Origin of the sequence: Fictibacillus sp. UD, from assembly GCF_043558025.1 — a bacterium.
Lineage (GTDB): Bacteria > Bacillota > Bacilli > Bacillales > Fictibacillaceae > Fictibacillus.
The window spans coordinates 174,877-192,675 of the sequence record NZ_JARUHH010000005.1 but is presented as its reverse complement, the minus strand read 5'-3'; the positions used below and the strand labels follow the sequence as shown (position 1 = coordinate 192,675).

The following is a 17,799-nucleotide window of genomic DNA, read 5'->3' as shown; positions in this document are numbered from 1 at the left end:
TCTCTAGTTCCGCTCGTAAAATCCTAGTTCCGCTCGTAAATCTCTTGTTCCGCTCGTAAATCTCTTGTTCCGCTCGTAAATCTCTTGTTCCGCTCGTAAATCTCTTGTTCTGATCGTAAATCTCTTGTTCCGCGTATTCAGCATAAAAAAAACCTCCTGCCATCAATCCAGCAAGAGGTTTTTCAAATCATATCTTATTCATGACTTCCATGTTCACCAGAATCATGTTCACTTCCGCCACCATGAGAACCGTGATTTTCATGGTTCTCAGTCTTCGGGGCATGCTGATCTTTATCGTGCTTTGCGTGGCCTGCTGTCATTACCCAGACAGAACCGATCACGATAACGATCGCAACGAACGCTGCGAACAATATGTTACCGATCTGCACGCGGCTTGTGAGATTACTCTTTGTGGAGTTCTCTGTTACGTGCATGAACATTAACAGCTGCAGGGCAGCCTGTAGAAATGCAAACCCAAAAATAATAATGAGAATCCAAGTCAATGATAAATCAGTTTCAAGTGCGATCCATAGTGCGAACAGCGTAAGCACGATGGACAGCACGAATCCGATTAAGTGTTTCCACGGAAAACCGTGGTGTTCATTTGCTGCAGTTTTATTAGCCATGATGCGTCACCATCCCCATCAGATAAACGGCTGTGAAGATAAAGATCCACACTACGTCTAGGAAGTGCCAGTAAAGACTGGTGATGAAAACTTTTGCAGAAGTAGCTGGCGTAAGACCACGCTTAGCTACTTGAATCAAGACCATCGTTACCCAGAAGATACCGAACGTTACGTGAGCACCGTGAGTACCTACAAGTACGAAGAATCCTGACCATGCTGCACTCGTACCAATGTTTGCACCTTCATGAATGAAATGTAAGAACTCTTGAATCTCGAAGTAAAGAAACCCGAGACCAAGTCCAAGTGTTACGGCCATCCACGTGATCAAACCTTTTACATTGTGACGGCGCATCTCATGAACCGCAAGTCCGCAAGTGAAACTACTTGTTAGAAGCAAAAACGTCTGAATCAACAAACTCTTCACTTCAAATAGTTCACCAAGAGCAGGACCGTCTGCGATACGATGTGTTAAAACCATATACGTTGCAAATAATGTTGCAAATAACGCAATTTCTGCCCCTAGGAAAATCCAGAAACCGAGAATGTTTAGACGCCCAATCTCCGAACGATACTCTAAAGGCGTGTTGGGGTCGTGTGTTTCTGCATGTGCCATTTTTTCACGCCTCCTTATTTAGAAATCTTTTCTGTTTCAATAATCTCTTCAACACTTACATAATATCCGTCATCATACTCGAATGAACGGTAGATCAATGTTCCGAATACACCGATCAATCCAACGATCGCCATCCACATCCAGTCGAATACCATACCGAATCCGGCAACGAAGAAGAATGATGCCATGATGAACGGTACACCAGAGTTGCTAGGCATATGAATCGGTTTAAGTTCATTAGCTGTTAACTTCTCAACTTTTCCTGCTTGCTTTTGTCTCCAGAAGTGGTCAAGACCTGTTACCTCTGGGATTTTAGCAAAGTTATAGAAAGGAGGCATTGCTGATGGAGTAGACCATTCAAGCGTACGGCCATCCCAAGCGTCTCCAGTCAATTCGCGCTTCGCGAAACGGAAGCTGTAGTACATGTTGTAAACAAGAACTAAGAATGCAATACCCATCATGAATCCACCGATTGTAGATACCATGTTTAATGGGCCCCAGCCTGACTCTTCACTGTACGTGTAGACACGACGTGGCATACCGTCTAGACCAAGGAAGTATTGCGGGAAGAAACATACGTTAAATCCGATTGTGAAAATCCAGAATACCCATTTACCGATACGTTCGTTCAGCTTGTAGCCAAACATTTTCGGATACCAGTAGATTAACCCAGCGAAACAAGCAAATACTGTACCAGCGATCAACACATAGTGGAAGTGAGATACTAGGAAATATGTGTTGTGGTACTGATAGTCAGCAGCTGCCATGGCAAGCATGACACCTGTAACCCCACCGATTACGAAGTTCACGATAAATCCGAGTGACCAAAGCATCGGTGTCGTAAATTGGATCTTACCTCTGTACATCGTGAACAGCCAGTTAAATATTTTAACCCCTGTCGGAATACCGATCGCCATCGTCGTGATAGAGAATACGGAGTTAACAAGTGCTCCTGAACCCATCGTAAAGAAGTGATGGACCCAAACCAAGAAGCTGTATCCTGCGATTAAAAGCATAGACCAGATCATGGCTTTGTAACCGAATAATGTTTTTCTAGAGAACGTAGAAATAATCTCAGAGAACATACCGAACGCCGGAAGTATTACGATATATACCTCTGGGTGGCCCCATAACCAGAAAAGGTTCGCCCAAAGCATATCCATCCCTGCTCCTTGCAGAGTGAAGAAATGGCTTCCGAATAAACGGTCAAATGTCATAAGTGCTAGTGCAACAGTAAGAATCGGGAAAGCGAAAATAATGATAACCATTGTTACAAGTGATGACCAAGTAAACATTGGCATACGGAACAATGTCATTCCCGGTGCACGCATCTTAAGGATCGTAACTAAGAAGTTAATACCCGTTAAGAGTGTACCGATACCTGCAATCTGCAGACCGAGCAGATAGTAGTTCTGTCCAGGCCCTGGGCTCAGCTCGTTACTTGCAAGCGGCATATAACTCGTCCAACCCGCTGATGGCGATCCACCGATAACGAACGAGATGTTAAATAACATCGCACCGATAAAGAAAGTCCAGAAACTAACTGCGTTTAAATAAGGATAAGCTACGTCACGTGCCCCGATCTGTAATGGAACAACGACGTTAATCAAACCAATCAAGAACGGCATCGCCATGAAGATAATCATAATCGTACCGTGTGTTGTAAAGATTTCGTTATAGTGCTGTGAATCAAGGAACTTCGCCTCTGGAACCGCGAGCTGCGTACGCATTAATAGCGCATCGACACCACCACGGAACAACATAAGCACAGCGGAAACGATATACATAATACCGAGTTTTTTGTGGTCAACCGTTGTAAGCCATTCGTCCCACAACCATTTCCACTTTTTATATTTAGTAAGATAGAACAGGATACCCACCATCGTTAGTACGATGGATACGTCAGCACCATAAATCATCGGGTCGCCTGTTACGAAAAATTCATCCCATTTCATATTGAAATGCCTCCTCTGTTAATGGGCATGAGAATCCCCATGAGACTCTGATTCTTCTTGCTTCTTCATCTCTTCTTCACGCTTTTTCTTTTCTTCCTTCGCTGCTCTTGAGTGAGGAATCTTCTCTTCATAACCTAAACGTTCGCGAGCATCTAACGCGTATTCTGCATTTTTAGAGTGGTCTACCCAATCTAGATGAGTTGAAGAGAAAGTCATTTCTTTCACGTGACCAGGAAGCATCAGCTTGTCGTACTGCCCCTTTGTAAGTTCTGGAGCTTCAGCTTTTGTTTCACTCGCCCATTTTTCAAACTCTGCATCAGACATAGCCATAACATCAAACGTATGATCAGTGAACCCTTCTCCTGTAAAGTTGGAGTTACGTCCTTCATACGTGCCTTGCTCGTCAGCTTGCAGATAAAGCTCTGTCTCCATGCCAGCCATCGCATACTTTTGGCCACCTAATTGAGGAACCCAAAAAGATGCCATAGAATCTGCAGAAGTCAGTTTGAACAAAACAGGCCGATCTTCAGGAATATGAAGATAGTTAACTGTTTCAATATCTTGCTCTGGATATGTGAATACCCATTTCCAGTTTACAGATGTTGCATGAATCACCAATGGCTTTTGATCTTTCGACTCCTCAGGAGGTCCTTCTAGAGAGTAGATACTCTTAACCGTCGGAATCGATAATGCAATAACGATAATAATCGGAATGATCCACCAAATCGTTTCAAGAAGATGACTTCCTTCGTTATCAGGATCATAGCCTTTATGATTTTTGCGATCACGATATTTATAAACAATAAAAGCAGTAAGTGCGTAAACAACTAGCAGGATAAATAACATAAACCAGATAGAATACATGATGAGATCCTTCTGTTCTTCTCCTACAGGTCCTTTTGGATCTAAAACAATCATATCGCTGCAGCCGCTGAGCAAAAACACGGCCATCATTAACCCGAATGTTAAAAACGGCTTCAACCGTCGCATCACCAGGTCCACCTTCCTTTCTCTATTTACAAGCATTTAATTTGCCTAATAAAAACGAACCAAAAGTGATTATAGTGTATTGTGAATTAAATCACAATGGATATCATAGGCAAAATCAAAATGACAGAAAACCTTTGCCCTCATAGTACCAGAAACCTAGTAAATGTGACCGGCTCCCTAACAAATGTCACGATTACTTCAAATAAAGCTCACAACTTTATCACAGTTTTGCCATAGAATGTTCACGAATATGGAAGAGCCTTCATGAGCTGGAAAAGAATCTTGTGCTATTTGAAAGTTCAGTTTTTAATTTTTACCCTTAAAACCTCCAATTCACACCTTCATATGAAAAATTTACAAATAAAAAACGACCCTGCCTCAAAGGCAAGATCGTTTCATTTACTGGCTAAGCACTTACTTCGACTTGGTTTTCGCTGTCGTTGTAAACGTCTGTGTCTAATTGCTTCTGAACTTTACTTGTTAAAAGACCTGAAGTCATCGCACCACTTACGTTAACTGCAGTACGGCCCATATCGATAAGCGGTTCAACAGAGATCAAAAGACCTGCTAAGGCAATTGGAAGATCCATCGCAGACAACACGAGGATTGCTGCAAACGTAGCTCCGCCCCCAACACCAGCAACACCAAATGAACTAAGCGCCACAACTACAACGAGCGTCAATAAGAATGATGGTGACAATGGATCGATTCCAACAGTCGGTGCAATCATAACCGCAAGCATCGCAGGATAGATTCCAGCACACCCGTTTTGACCGATTGAAAGGCCGAACGAACCTGAGAAGTTTGCGATTCCATCAGGTACACCCATGCTCTTTTGTGTACGGATGTTTAATGGAAGTGCTCCGGCACTAGTACGAGAAGTAAAGGCAAACGATAGAACTGGGAATGCCTTTTTCATATACGTTACTGGACTTAAACCAGCGAACGTTATTAATAATAAGTGAATTCCGAACATGATCAATAGCGCGACATATGAGGCGATAACAAATTTCCCCAGCTTGGCGATCGCACCCATATCACTAAGTGCTACCGTTTTCGTCATTAATGCAAGTACTCCGTATGGTGTTAAACGAAGAATCAATGTTACAACACGCATAATTACAGAATAGAAAGCATCAACAATCTTAGCAAACAATTCTGCATGCTCTTCTTGTTTACGTTTTACTCCTAAATATGCAACTCCAAGGAATGCTGCAAAGATTACGACTGCAATCGTTGATGTCGGACGAGCTCCTGTAAAATCTAAAAACGGATTCGCTGGTAATAATGAAAGAATCTGCTGCGGAAGCGTTAAGTCTTTTACTTCTGCAAAAGTACCTTCCATTTGCTCACCACGTGCTGTTTCCGCATCACCTTGTTCAATTTGAACAGCTTCCAGATCAAAAGCAACGGATGTAGCAATGCCGACAACTGCTGCAATAGCTGTTGTTCCGATTAAGATTGCGATAATCAATCCGCTAAGTTTTCCGATGTTCCCTTTTAAGTTCAATCGTGTGAACGCTGAAAGGATCGAGATAAACACGAGCGGCATTACGATCATTTTTAAGAACGTTACATAACCTCCACCAACTAAGTTGAACCAGTCAGTAGATTTAGCAGCTACCTCTGAATCAGCTCCATACCCGTACTGAAGTCCAAGGCCAAAAAGTATCCCTAATCCAAGACCCGTAAACACCCGTTTTGAGAAAGAAACGTGCTTTTTTTGCATGTAATACAAAACACCTAAAAGAATAAGCATAATAGCAATGTTCGATAAAACTAAGTAAGTAGTCACCTACAAGTCCCCCCTTTAGTTAACTAAAATAAATTAATACAATAAAACCTATCTGTCAAGTAGGAATTACTGCGGGATTACTTTTAGCCGCCACCTCCTCACACAAAAAAAGACAAGCTTTCAAATAAAATAAGCAAGTCATTAGTGTGTTTATGCTCGGTTCACAGAAGAAATATTTGGTTGTGATTAGATATATTCACCTTCAAATCAATTTATGCTTGTTTTTGTAGCAAATTCCTATGAGCAGGTGCTAAAATTTGGATATAGGTTATTTAAAACTGGAGGTAACTCATATGAAAAAGGTTCTATTGTTTGTCTATGATTCTTTTGCAGAATTTGAAGTAGCTATTTTAAATACGTGCTTGAGCGGATCAGAATATGAACTTGTTACATGCTCTCCTAACTCTTCCATCCATACAGTCACATCAGCAGGAAAGCTTAAAATTAAACCTGATCTAACGGTAAACGAAGTCAAAACAGATGATTATTCCGCTCTGATTATCCCTGGAGGTACACCATTTCCTTTTCTCGAAAATTCGATGGTTACAGAAATGATCCGTGCTTTTTTTGATAAAGGCAAGCTGATTGGCGCAATCTGTGGAGGACCTGCCCTGCTAGGTGCAGCTGGTATTCTAAATCATATCCAATATACAGCTTCTCTTACTGAAGATGACTCACGCTATACATCTGTTATGAACTGGAGCAATAAATGTGAAGAACATCTCGTGCTTGACCAAAATGTAATCACAGCAACAGGTTCAAACTATATCCAATTCGCTGAAGAAGTTTTACGCCAGCTTAACGTTTTTCCTGCCGGCACAGAGAATCCGCTTGAATATTTTAAAGTGCCAACAATGTCCTAACGTTTATTTACTGTTAAATCTCTAATTTCTTTTAAAACAGGCATGATGTTCATGTCTTCCTCACTCACTTCATCCCAAACGATCCCTGTTGGCTTAGGATAAGGAGAACACGTTTCGATCAACCCTTTTTCCGTAGCAATCCAGTCGACTGTTAAATCAAAAACATCAACAGGGATTTCATCTTCCACGAGCTGCGCACTTTGAATCGAAGTGATCACTGGCACTTCTTTATTGCCGAGCTCCCGAATGATCGCATACTCCCTGTCGGCGTATCCTTCTCCCTTTCCAAGTCGTCTGCCATCACGATGAATCGCCACCGAACCGACAACAATCAAATCAATTTCTGGCATTTGTGACAGAGGCAAAACTCTTCCATAATTCAAAATGCTCGAAAGACTCGCTGCTTTTCTTTCCTCCCCTTTCGGAACCCACTCTGGTTTTACTTGAATGAAGCCGTCTTTTAAACGAGGGGTTGGAACGAGAAGCATTTTTTCGTCTTTTAAATTTTGCGCTCGAAGTGGCAGCTGCGGCGAATCTGGATTCACCTTGATCACATTTGCTTCTTTATACAGTTTCATTTCTGTTATATACCTCGCAGCCGCCTCTGCCCCTTTAAAATTAGGTATACGATTCGTTAAGGGAAACGGAAATCTTCCTAATTTTTCTTCAGTCAGCTTATTCCACACTTTTTGCCTGATTTCATGTTTTGTTTCCATTTAATGAACTCCTTTTATAATCAGGATAAAAGTCACTACTTAAAAGAAGGACTATTTTCCTGTATAGCGTAATAAATTGAAGGTAGGTATTTATTCATACATATTTAAAGGGGGAAATGGGATGACTCTTTATGGCGCACTCGTATTGCTGCATGTCTTGGCGGCCATTGTCGGCTTAGGTGCAAGCTTTGCCATGCCAGTCGTTACAAAATTTGCAAAAACGGCCAGTCAGGCACGCTATGCACTCGAGGTAAACACTAAGATTGAAACATTGCCGAAGATTGGCAGCTTAACACTTCTTGCAACTGGACTTTTATTAGGTTATTTAAATACTTCATTATTTAGCGAAGTATGGTACATCGCTTCCTTGGTTATTTATGTATTAGCACAAGTTCTTGTTATTGGTATTATTCCTAAGAAACAAAAGCAGATGAGTGAAATTCTTGGTTCTCATGAAGGTGATGATCTTCCAGATTCATATCGTTCGGTCGATAAGCAACTCGATCCTTACGTATATTCTTTGCACGGTTTAGCTGTCTTACTTATTATTTTAATGGTGGTAAAACCTTTTTAATCTTCATAATCAGCTCTTCTCTTGGACACAATATGGTGTAAAGAGATGAGGAGTGAAAAACATGGCACGCGGAAGATCCTTTGAACACAAAAAACAAGGACATCCAGGAAGATTTCCTGATAATACACTGCAAAACAGACTCGTTGCGAAAAGCGACGAAACAGATTCAGTAAATCTTGCTACAAAAGAAGCATTTAAAAACCGAACTGGTGAGCAGGAATAAATAATTTGCAAAGCACTCTTGGAAAATCTTCCATGGGTGCTTTTTCTTTTTCCGATTCGGCACGCACCTATTGAGTTCCTTCCCCATTCAATACTATAATCAAGAGGGTACAAATTACTGACAGAAAAGGTGTTATATAGATGAGTATTCTAACGGTACAAGGCTTGAGCCATGGTTTTGGCGACAGAGCGATCTTTAATGATGTGTCTTTCCGTCTTTTAAAAGGAGAACACATCGGTTTAATCGGTGCGAATGGTGAAGGTAAATCAACCTTTATGAATATAATTACAGGAAAATTAAAGCCTGATGAAGGTAAAGTGGAATGGGCTAAAAAAGTGCGTGTAGGATATTTGGATCAACACACGGTCCTCCAAAAAGGAATGTCTATTCGTGACGTGTTAAAGAGCGCGTTTCAATACTTGCTCGACATGGAAACTGAGATGAACAGCATGTATGAAAAAATGGGTGAAGTAACACCTGAAGAGCTTGAAAAGCTGCTTGAAGATGTCGGTGTTATCCAAGATACACTGACAAACAATGACTTTTACGTAATTGATGCAAAAGTTGAAGAAATCGCACGCGGGCTAGGTCTTGATGATATTGGTTTAGATCGTGACGTTCACGATCTGAGCGGTGGACAGCGTACAAAGGTCTTGCTCGCTAAGCTTTTATTAGAAAAGCCAGAAATTCTATTGCTGGATGAGCCAACAAACTATCTGGATGAGCAGCATATCGAGTGGCTGAAACGCTATCTCCAAGAATACGAAAATGCGTTTATTTTGATCTCGCATGATATTCCATTCTTAAACAGCGTTATTAACTTGATCTACCACATGGAAAATCAAGAGCTGAACCGTTATGTCGGCGATTACGATCACTTCAAATCCGTTCATGAGATGAAAAAATCTCAACTGGAAGCAGCGTTTAAGCGTCAGCAACAAGAAATTGCTGGATTGAAGGATTTCGTTGCTCGTAATAAAGCACGTGTTTCCACTCGAAACATGGCAATGTCTCGACAAAAGAAACTGGATAAGATGGATGTTATTGAACTTGCTAAAGAAAAACCAAAGCCAGAGTTCAACTTTAAAGAAGCTCGCACACCAAGCAAGCTAATCTTTGAAACGAAAGATCTTGTTATCGGTTATGATGAGCCATTGTCAAAACCATTGAACTTGCGCATGGAGCGCGGTCAAAAAATTGCTTTAGTTGGTGCGAACGGTATCGGTAAAACAACATTGCTCCGCAGCATCCTAGGTGAAATCAAGCCCGTTTCGGGATCGGTTGAGCGCGGTGAAAACCTGGAGATCGGATACTTCGAGCAAGAAGTGAAGTCAGCCAACTACAACACATGTATAGAAGAAATTTGGAGCGAGTTCCCTGGATTCTCTCATCATGAAGTTCGCGCAGCTCTTGCGAAGTGCGGGCTTACAACAAAACATATCGAGAGTAAAGTTGAAGTGCTTAGCGGTGGGGAAAAAGCGAAGGTTCGTTTATGTAAGCTGATCAACCATGAAAATAACGTTTTAGTAATGGATGAGCCGACAAACCACTTGGACGTTGAAGCGAAAGATGAGTTAATGCGCGCTTTGAAGGCATTCAAAGGCAGCGTCCTCCTAATCTCTCATGAACCTGAATTTTATAAAGAAGTAGCAAACGACGTCTGGAATTGTGAAAGCTGGACGACTAAGGTGTTTTAATTCTGAGACCCTCACTTATTGGTGGGGGTTTTTTATTATGTAGATTATTTTGGCAGAGGAATGGTATAGGTTGCGGCTTTTCTTAAGCCAGTCGGTTTCAGTTTCATACTATAGAGGAGTTTTTTTACTGATGACTGTGATTTCATGTGTAAAAAAGAGCGTATATCTTTGTTTTTGACCACTGGACTGAACAAAAGTGCATAATCGATGATTGCTTTTTTATGAGCATACATATAAGTTTTAGAACACCTTGTACACAACCAGTTTCTTTTTATTCTTATTAGTGCTACCTGTATACAGTTCGGACAAAAAACGCCTGATAAAATTTCATCGCGATGAATATTGTACATTTTTAGAATGTCAGGATTATGCTGAGTATGTTCTTTTAACAGCAGCGAAGAAAGCTTTTTCATATCTCTTTTTTGAAAGATAACTTCATTTTCTATATTTCCGAATTCCTTTATTTTGTTTGACAAGGTCCTACCTCTGATAATTTTTTGTGCGTTTTTTCCGTACTTTGGCGAAATCCGAATATAGGATTTTGGATTCGTTATTACAACCAGGGTATGAATTGGTATTACGGGGAACTTGTGTCTAAGCAGCCAATTAGAAAAATGATTTTTTTGTATTTCAACTTGATTTACGGGGTCTGCGAATGTTTCATCAATACCTTCTCTAGAACGTACTATCTGATCATATTGATGATCAAAATACAAATTACCTATTAAGTTCTTAACTTCAATTATGATACAGAATTTCGAATGTATAATTAGAGCGTCTAGCTGGAAATAAAGTTGGTTGTTATCGTTTCTGGGGATTCGTAAATCGTGGTAAATGTGGTAATCATCCTCTGATAATTCAGAAAGGAAATAATCTAAAGTTAGTTCTCCTTTATAACCTGCTAAGTATTTTCTATGGCTGCTCTCGATCAGTTGTTTTTGGGTGTGATTCGGAATAATTCTTTCCATTAAAACTTCATATTTTAGTAGCTTTAACGGTTTTGTCCTTGCTTTTTTTATCAACTTATCACTTCCTTGTAAATTTCAGCATTACACACATTCGCTAAGTTCGGTGTAGAATCCTTTTTTTGTGAAAAATATTTTTATAGGCCCTGAAATTGAATTTATAGGCCCTAAATTTCTATTTATGGGCCTTCAAAAAAGTTTATGGTCCTTCAAATTTTTTTATAGTCCTTCAAACTGATTTATAGGCTTTTCGACAAACAACGACAACCTCCCTCGCTCAAAAAAAAACATCTCCTGCAAAAAATTCTTCGCAAGAGATGTCCCACAATCAACTATTCAACTCTTCAACCAAAAGCGATAGCTCTTCCCACCGCTCCATCGCGGCTTCAAGCTCGCTCTCCACTTTTTTCTGCTCTACCATAAGTTCGCTGATCTTGCCGAAATCACTGCCTGCTGCAACAATTGCAGCTTCAATCTGTTCTTTTTTCTCTTCTAAGGTCATGATGCGGTCTTCAATCGTATCCCAATCTTGCTGCTCTTTATACGAAAGCTTTTTCTTCTTTTCTTTGCGCGGTGATAAAGGTGCATCATCCACTACAGCTGCTTCTTTTTTCACAGCCGCCGCCTCTTCATCCCGCTCTTTTTTCTCTTCCATATAATCCGAATAGCTTCCTTGAAACCTGACAACTTTTCCAGCCCCTTCAAAAGCAAGCAGATGATCAACGACGCGATCTAAAAAATAGCGGTCGTGGGAAACTGTCAACACGACTCCAGGGAAATTTTCTAAGTATTCTTCAAGAATGCCCAAAGTTTGAATATCCAGGTCGTTCGTTGGCTCGTCCAAAAACAGAACATTCGGCTCTTCCATTAAAACTTTTAGCATATACAGACGGCGCTTTTCTCCACCCGAAAGTTTGCGGATATACGTATATTGCATATAGCGTGGAAAAAGGAAGCGTTCTAGCATCTGTTCGGCAGTAATCGTCTGTCCATCAACGGTTGTGATGATCTGTGCTGTTTCTTTTATATAATCGACAACTCGCAGATTTCCGTCCAGCTCTTCATGGTCTTGTGTGTAATAGCCGATTTTAACCGTTTCCCCGACTTCGACTGAACCTGAGTCTGGTGTCGTTCTTCCTGCTAACATGTTTAATAATGTGGTTTTCCCGCTGCCGTTCGGTCCAATAATCCCAAGACGTTCACCAGGAACGATTAGATAATCCAGATTCCTTACAAGCTCTTTTCCGTCTAAGCTCTTACTCAGTCCATCAACTTCGATTACTTTTTTCCCAAGCCGCTGTGAACCAATCGCAAATTCTACAGACCCTTTTGCTGCTGGTCCTGTTTCTTCTTGCAGACTTTCCACTCGCTGAATTCTAGCTTTTTGCTTTGTCGTACGCGCTTTTGCACCACGGCGGAGCCAGGCTAACTCTCGGCGAAGAGTGTTCTGCCTTTTATCTTCATTCTGCAGAGCGATTTCTTCACGTTCAGCTTTTTTCTCTAAATACGTTTCGTAGTTGCCTTCATAGACATAGAGCTTACCGTTATCTAGTTCAAAAATGTGGTTCGTTACGCGGTTTAGGAAATAACGGTCATGGGTAACCATTAGAAGCGCACCTTTGTAGTTTCCTAAGAATGTTTCCAGCCATTCGACCGTCTCATTATCCAGATGGTTCGTCGGCTCGTCCAAAATCAGCAGATCTGCTGGCTGAATCAGTGCTTTTGCAATAGCAACCCGTTTCTTTTGCCCACCGCTTAAATGCTTCACTTGCCGTGAAAAATCACGCAGACCAAGCTTTGTTAACACCGTTTTTGCAACAGTATTGGCTTCCCATGCCTCATTCTCATCCATTTTTTGCTGGCTGTTCATCAAACGCTTCAGCTTCTTTTCATTCGATGGATCTGATTCCAAATTAATAAGAGCTTGCTCGTATTCACGCATCGTTTTCATAATGAGTGAATCTCCATAATAGATTTGCTCTAATACAGAAAGCTCTTCATTCAATTCAGGTTCCTGTGCCACATACTCAATCTGAAACGTATTGGCATGAGAGAGCGTTCCGCGTTCAGCCGGCTCAATTTCTGCTAAAGCTTTTAATAATGACGACTTGCCCGTTCCGTTCGGTCCGATCAAACCGATTCTTTGTTTGTCATTGATCGAAAAAGAAATATTATCAAAAAGTGTTTTTTCACCGTATGTTTTATATAAATTTTCTACTAATAAAATACTCAAAACAATATCATTCCTTAGTTAAAGTCTTTGATTCTATTGTAGCTCAACCCTGTCAGAATAGCATCTTTACCATATCATTTGGGTTTTTTCTTCATTTTTGTTATAGTGATAAACATGTTCTGAAAAGGAGTGGGCACGTTTTTGCTCAAAACGGATGCCGCTATTTTCAATTAATTAATCGGCTTTGCTTTTTTCTTGTTGTTGATACTGGATAAGCAAAACACCCAGTAAGATTTTATTGCGTATTTTATACCGCGCTTTTAACTTCAAGTTTTTTCTCACTCCACGCAAGCTCTTTTTTGCACAAAAAAGCTCAAGTATTTTCAACCTGCCAACTTTTTCATAAACAAGTCATCCGTTGAGCAAACTAACATGACCCATTTCATGAAAAAAGAAAAGGAGAGAAATTTTTACATGCAAACAGGAGTTATTATTTCTTTAGTTATTTACATGGCCGGTATGCTGTACATAGGATACTGGGCATACAAAAAAACGTCTGATTTAAATGATTACATGTTAGGTGGCAGAGGGCTAGGTCCCGCTGTAACTGCACTATCAGCCGGTGCTTCTGATATGAGTGGCTGGATGATGATGGGTATCCCAGGTGCGATGTTTACTGATGGGATCAGCAGTATCTGGATCGCTGTCGGATTAACTGTTGGTGCTTACTTAAACTATATTTTAGTAGCCCCTCGCCTTCGAACGTATACGGAAGTAGCGGATGATTCGATCACGATTCCTGACTATCTTGAAAATCGATTTAATGATACGCAGAAAATATTACGTATCGTATCAGGGCTAGTTATCATTATCTTCTTTACTCTTTATGCATCCGCTGGACTAGTATCAGGCGGAAAGCTATTTGAAAGTGCATTCGGTACAACTTATCTAACAGGTATGCTTATTACAGTTGGGGTAGTTGTAGCTTATACACTATTTGGTGGATTCTTGGCAGTTAGTTGGACAGATTTTGTACAAGGCTGTATTATGTTCATCGCTTTAATCTTAGTACCCGTTGTTGCGTTTACTGACATAGGTGACACACAAACCGTAATTGATACGGTACGCGGGGTTGACCCTTCACTTCTACAAGTAACAAAAGGGCTTACAACTCTTGGACTTATCTCCTTACTTGCTTGGGGATTAGGATATTTCGGTCAGCCGCACATTATCGTTCGTTTTATGGCGATTACATCTGTAAAAGATATTAAAACAGCAAGAAGAATCGGTATGAGCTGGATGATTATCTCTCTTATCGGTGCATCTCTAACAGGATTGATTGGTGTAGCTTGGTTTGCTAGAGAAGGAAGAGAACTTGCTGATCCTGAAACAGTATTTATCGAATTTGCTAATCTGTTATTCCACCCGTTAATTACTGGTTTCTTATTAGCTGCGATACTAGCTGCAATCATGAGTACGATCTCATCTCAGCTATTGGTTACTTCTTCTTCTGTAACAGAAGACTTTTATAAGCAATTCCTTAAGAAAGATGCTTCTCAAAAGGAACTAGTGATGATTGGCCGAGTCGCCGTTTTAGTGGTAGCTGTTATCGCCGTATTATTATCACTAAACCCTAGTGACACAATCCTTAGCCTTGTTGGATATGCTTGGGCAGGATTTGGTTCAGCATTCGGACCACTAGTTCTGCTAAGCCTGTTCTGGAAGAAGATGACGAAATGGGGAGCTCTAGCAGGTATCATCGTTGGTGCTGTTACAGTCCTTACTTGGGTTCAGTTCCCAGACTTAAAAGAACAAGTATATGAAATGATTCCTGGTTTCTTCTTAAGCTTAATTGCAATTATTATCGTAAGCTTACTGACGAAAAATCCTTCTAGAAAAGTACAAAACCAATTCGATGACATGGAAGAAACATTAGATGATTTAAAATAAGGAAAACAAAAAGCGTTCCTGCAAAAACAGGAGCGCTTTTTTATGATTTCTTAACCAGCCGTTTTGTTTTAGCAAGTTCTTCAATACTTACAGCGCCAATCCCAAACATGGCAGCTCTGAACTCAAATTGAATTCTTTCCAATTGCACGAGCAATGCATCAGGGTCTTTTTCTACTGCTGAATGTAAGAGCAATCGCCCAAACCCTGCAAGATTTGCCCCTAATGCAATTGATTTTGCCGCATCAACACCGTGCTTTAATCCACCGCTCGCGACCAGCGGAATATTCTTATTCTCATTCCGAACGGCAACAATACTTTCGGCAGTTGGAATGCCCCAATCCAAAAAGGCCGTTGCTGCTTCTTTTCTTATGTCATCTTTCGAACGGAAACTTTCCACTTGAATCCATGATGTTCCGCCTGCTCCAGCAACATCAATAAACTGAACCCCAGCTGATATAAGTCTCTCCGCCGTTTCTTGATCAATTCCCATTCCTACTTCTTTTACACCAACCGGTACATGTAAAGAACGCGAGATTTTTTCTATTTTAGAAAGCAGATTGGAGAAGTTCGTATCTCCTTCTGGCTGGAAAACTTCCTGCAAGGTATTCAAGTGCAATACAAGAAAATCGGCTTCAGCCATCTCGACTGCTTTTTTACACTGTGCTAATCCAAAGTCATAATTGAGCTGAACAGCACCAATATTCGCGATAATGGGTACATCAGGCGCCCATTTGCGAATTTGAAACGTAAAGCCAAGATCCTCATTCTCAACTGCAGCTCTCATGGATCCAAGGCCGATTGCCCACCCTTTTTCTTGAGCAGCCATTGCTAGATTCCGATTGATCTTATAGGCAGTTTCAGTTCCGCCTGTCATCGAACTGATTAAGAAAGGTGTACGCAGCTTTTTATCTATAAAGGCAGCCGAAAGAGAAATCTCGTCAAAAGAAAGTTCAGGCAATGCATTCGGAACAAAGCGATATTCTTCTAAACCAGTTGTAATGTTTTTGCCTTCAACGTCCTCATTTAAACTAATATGAATATGTTCTGTTTTTCGCTTTTCTGTAAGGTCCTTCGAATGATCCAACTTATCCAACACCTCTCCTCCTTTTTCGTTCAAGCGATTTATATTTCAAGGTTAGGATCCGAATCAATCTAAACCTGTTGTATCTCTGGATAAATATAAATGGAAGGTTAAACAAAATCGCATAGACTATCATGATGTTTCCAATCCACACAGGATTCCATATGAAAAATAATAGAGCTGGCGGCATGGAAAGCCAGTGCGTCAATTCAGCACGACGAGTTTCCGCTAAAAATTGAGCTAAATATTCAGCAGAGTCCTTCTCTAGGGTTTTCTTTGCAAACCCTCCACGATAAAAGTCACCACCATCTGGCAGGATGGTTTTCCATTTGCGTATTCCTAACGTTTCATACTTTTGTCCGTTTCTTTCCCATTTAAAAGGTGAGTCCCATTTCCGCTCTTTTGTAAAATAGGAAAACGGGATTTTGTGTATGATATATGCCACACTTAAATGAAGAACTAGCCAGGCAAAAATATTAATCACAATCGTCCAAAACGGCGAAAGTTCAACCAGCATCTACACATCTCCTTTTTCTGAAACAGGAATTTCTCTTCCCTTCCACTTTACTTCTTTTTTTATCGCACTCAAAACAAAAGACCAAACGTACACCATCGAAAAGAATAAAAAGTGTACAGGATGCCATAATGCCGACAGAAATGTAAACGTACCAACTCTTCGCATCAATAGCTTGATTTGAATCATATAGAGTATATAAAAGATGCACCAAACAACGACTTCACTAAATTCTTGAAAAACTAAAAATGGCAGCTGAAGTGTTAAACTGATTCCTCCCGTGATCCAAGCTACAGACAATATCAGAGGCAACAAAGGCGTTTTAGATGAACCTAGCGCAAAGCTTTTACACCATCCGTAAAACAAGGATTTCAGGCCTTCGGGATACATTCGGAAATAAACAGCATCATACCCTGCAAAACAAGTAACCTTAACATGCTGTGACAAAGCAACTCTTCCCATTTCCATATGTTCAAGAACCTGATGTTTGATTCCTTCGTGTCCACCAATTTTCGTGTAGGTTTCTCGATCAATCAGGAGACAAGGTCCAAACGCACCAGCAGGTTTTTTACGAAATAATGTAAAACATTGCATAGCCGCCATCACGATCATGTTAAAGAGAGAAGAAAGTCTTTCTGAAGCAGAGTTCATTTGGTGATAAGGCTGAACACTAATAATGCCGCCACTTGATTCCCATTCGCTGCATAAACGTTCTATTGCGTCTTTTTCCAGTGTAAGATCCGCATCTAAAAATAACAAAAGATCTCCAGATGAATGATTTGCTCCGTTCCAGCAAGCCCACGGTTTACCTAGCCATCCACTAGGAAGAAAATCAGGCTTTACTACAGTTACTCCCGACTCTCGTGCAACCTCTTCTGTCCTATCTTCAGAATCATCATTAACAACAATAATTTCATGAAGCTTCACACTTTGGTTCAATAAAGAAGGCAATAATTTTTTCAAGTTTGTCTCCTCATTCCGAGCGGGAATAATAACCGAAACAGACTGGGGCTGTCTAAGAGTACTTAAGGTTAGGACACGGATATTCATAAGCATGCACCACC

Annotated in this window: 17 protein-coding genes; 5 read left to right on the top strand and 12 right to left on the bottom strand. The window is 40.7% G+C overall.

The window, feature by feature from the left end:
• Positions 1 to 3: 3 nt before the first annotated feature.
• The 6 genes from P8610_RS10755 to P8610_RS10730 form a co-directional block, all read right to left on the bottom strand.
• Positions 4 to 144 carry a hypothetical protein gene (locus P8610_RS10755; protein WP_394604386.1) on the bottom strand — a complete coding sequence of 47 codons (141 nt, stop codon included), beginning with the start codon at positions 142 to 144 and terminating at the stop codon, positions 4 to 6.
• A 50-nt stretch (positions 145 to 194) separates the two neighbouring features.
• A complete protein-coding gene (qoxD, locus tag P8610_RS10750) occupies positions 195 to 626 on the bottom strand; it encodes a cytochrome aa3 quinol oxidase subunit IV (RefSeq protein WP_289497187.1) in 432 nt (143 codons plus the stop codon).
• Positions 619 to 1,239: a cytochrome aa3 quinol oxidase subunit III gene (qoxC, locus tag P8610_RS10745; RefSeq protein ID WP_289497188.1), complete on the bottom strand. Its 621-nt coding sequence runs from the start codon at positions 1,237 to 1,239 to the stop codon at positions 619 to 621. Before qoxC ends, qoxD begins: the two co-directional genes overlap by 8 nt.
• A 14-nt stretch (positions 1,240 to 1,253) precedes the next feature.
• Positions 1,254 to 3,194 (bottom strand): cytochrome aa3 quinol oxidase subunit I, encoded by a 1,941-nt coding sequence (gene qoxB / locus P8610_RS10740; protein ID WP_289497189.1) that lies wholly within the window; start codon positions 3,192 to 3,194, stop codon positions 1,254 to 1,256.
• Between the two features lie 18 nt (positions 3,195 to 3,212).
• Positions 3,213 to 4,187, bottom strand: a complete 975-nt coding sequence (gene qoxA, locus P8610_RS10735) for a cytochrome aa3 quinol oxidase subunit II (RefSeq protein ID WP_394604385.1) — start codon at positions 4,185 to 4,187, stop codon at positions 3,213 to 3,215.
• Positions 4,188 to 4,590: 403 nt separating this feature from the next.
• On the bottom strand, positions 4,591 to 5,943 hold the full coding sequence (locus P8610_RS10730; protein ID WP_289497702.1) for an L-cystine transporter: 1,353 nt from the start codon (positions 5,941 to 5,943) through the stop codon (positions 4,591 to 4,593).
• A gap of 329 nt (positions 5,944 to 6,272) precedes the next feature.
• Between P8610_RS10730 and P8610_RS10725 the strand changes: the two genes are divergently transcribed.
• Positions 6,273 to 6,842, top strand: coding sequence for a DJ-1/PfpI family protein (locus P8610_RS10725; protein ID WP_394604384.1), 570 nt, complete (start codon positions 6,273 to 6,275; stop codon positions 6,840 to 6,842).
• Here P8610_RS10725 and P8610_RS10720 read toward each other — a convergent pair.
• Positions 6,839 to 7,558, bottom strand: a complete 720-nt coding sequence (locus tag P8610_RS10720; RefSeq protein WP_394604383.1) for a 5-formyltetrahydrofolate cyclo-ligase — start codon at positions 7,556 to 7,558, stop codon at positions 6,839 to 6,841. The two genes, P8610_RS10725 and P8610_RS10720, sit on opposite strands and share 4 nt — an antisense overlap.
• A 121-nt stretch (positions 7,559 to 7,679) precedes the next feature.
• Here P8610_RS10720 and P8610_RS10715 point away from each other — a divergent pair, with 121 nt between their 5' ends.
• The 3 genes from P8610_RS10715 to P8610_RS10705 all read left to right on the top strand — a co-directional run bounded on the left by P8610_RS10715 (position 7,680) and on the right by P8610_RS10705 (position 10,052).
• Positions 7,680 to 8,132 carry a DUF2269 family protein gene (locus tag P8610_RS10715; RefSeq protein ID WP_289497193.1) on the top strand — a complete coding sequence of 151 codons (453 nt, stop codon included), beginning with the start codon at positions 7,680 to 7,682 and terminating at the stop codon, positions 8,130 to 8,132.
• A gap of 61 nt (positions 8,133 to 8,193) precedes the next feature.
• Positions 8,194 to 8,355 carry a hypothetical protein gene (locus P8610_RS10710; protein ID WP_394604382.1) on the top strand — a complete coding sequence of 54 codons (162 nt, stop codon included), beginning with the start codon at positions 8,194 to 8,196 and terminating at the stop codon, positions 8,353 to 8,355.
• Positions 8,356 to 8,495: 140 nt separating this feature from the next.
• Positions 8,496 to 10,052 (top strand): ABC-F family ATP-binding cassette domain-containing protein, encoded by a 1,557-nt coding sequence (locus P8610_RS10705; protein WP_394604381.1) that lies wholly within the window; start codon positions 8,496 to 8,498, stop codon positions 10,050 to 10,052.
• A 44-nt stretch (positions 10,053 to 10,096) separates the two neighbouring features.
• On the opposite strand, the gene P8610_RS10700 is transcribed toward P8610_RS10705, so the two are convergent.
• A complete protein-coding gene (locus P8610_RS10700) occupies positions 10,097 to 11,074 on the bottom strand; it encodes a nuclease-related domain-containing protein (protein WP_394604380.1) in 978 nt (325 codons plus the stop codon).
• 271 nt (positions 11,075 to 11,345) lie between these two features.
• Positions 11,346 to 13,250 carry an ABC-F family ATP-binding cassette domain-containing protein gene (locus tag P8610_RS10695; RefSeq protein WP_394604379.1) on the bottom strand — a complete coding sequence of 635 codons (1,905 nt, stop codon included), beginning with the start codon at positions 13,248 to 13,250 and terminating at the stop codon, positions 11,346 to 11,348.
• Between the two features lie 414 nt (positions 13,251 to 13,664).
• On the opposite strand from P8610_RS10695, the gene putP reads away from it, so the two are divergent.
• Positions 13,665 to 15,140, top strand: a complete 1,476-nt coding sequence (gene putP, locus P8610_RS10690) for a sodium/proline symporter PutP (protein ID WP_394604378.1) — start codon at positions 13,665 to 13,667, stop codon at positions 15,138 to 15,140.
• Positions 15,141 to 15,180: 40 nt separating this feature from the next.
• Here putP and fni read toward each other — a convergent pair whose 3' ends face one another.
• The 3 genes from fni to P8610_RS10675 are packed head-to-tail and all read right to left on the bottom strand — an operon-like array spanning position 15,181 to position 17,785.
• Positions 15,181 to 16,236, bottom strand: a complete 1,056-nt coding sequence (gene fni, locus P8610_RS10685; protein ID WP_394604377.1) for a type 2 isopentenyl-diphosphate Delta-isomerase — start codon at positions 16,234 to 16,236, stop codon at positions 15,181 to 15,183.
• Positions 16,226 to 16,738 (bottom strand): glycosyl-4,4'-diaponeurosporenoate acyltransferase, encoded by a 513-nt coding sequence (locus P8610_RS10680; RefSeq protein ID WP_394604376.1) that lies wholly within the window; start codon positions 16,736 to 16,738, stop codon positions 16,226 to 16,228. The genes fni and P8610_RS10680 overlap by 11 nt, the downstream gene beginning before the upstream one ends.
• A complete protein-coding gene (locus tag P8610_RS10675) occupies positions 16,739 to 17,785 on the bottom strand; it encodes a glycosyltransferase (RefSeq protein ID WP_394604375.1) in 1,047 nt (348 codons plus the stop codon).
• Positions 17,786 to 17,799 lie beyond the last annotated feature (14 nt).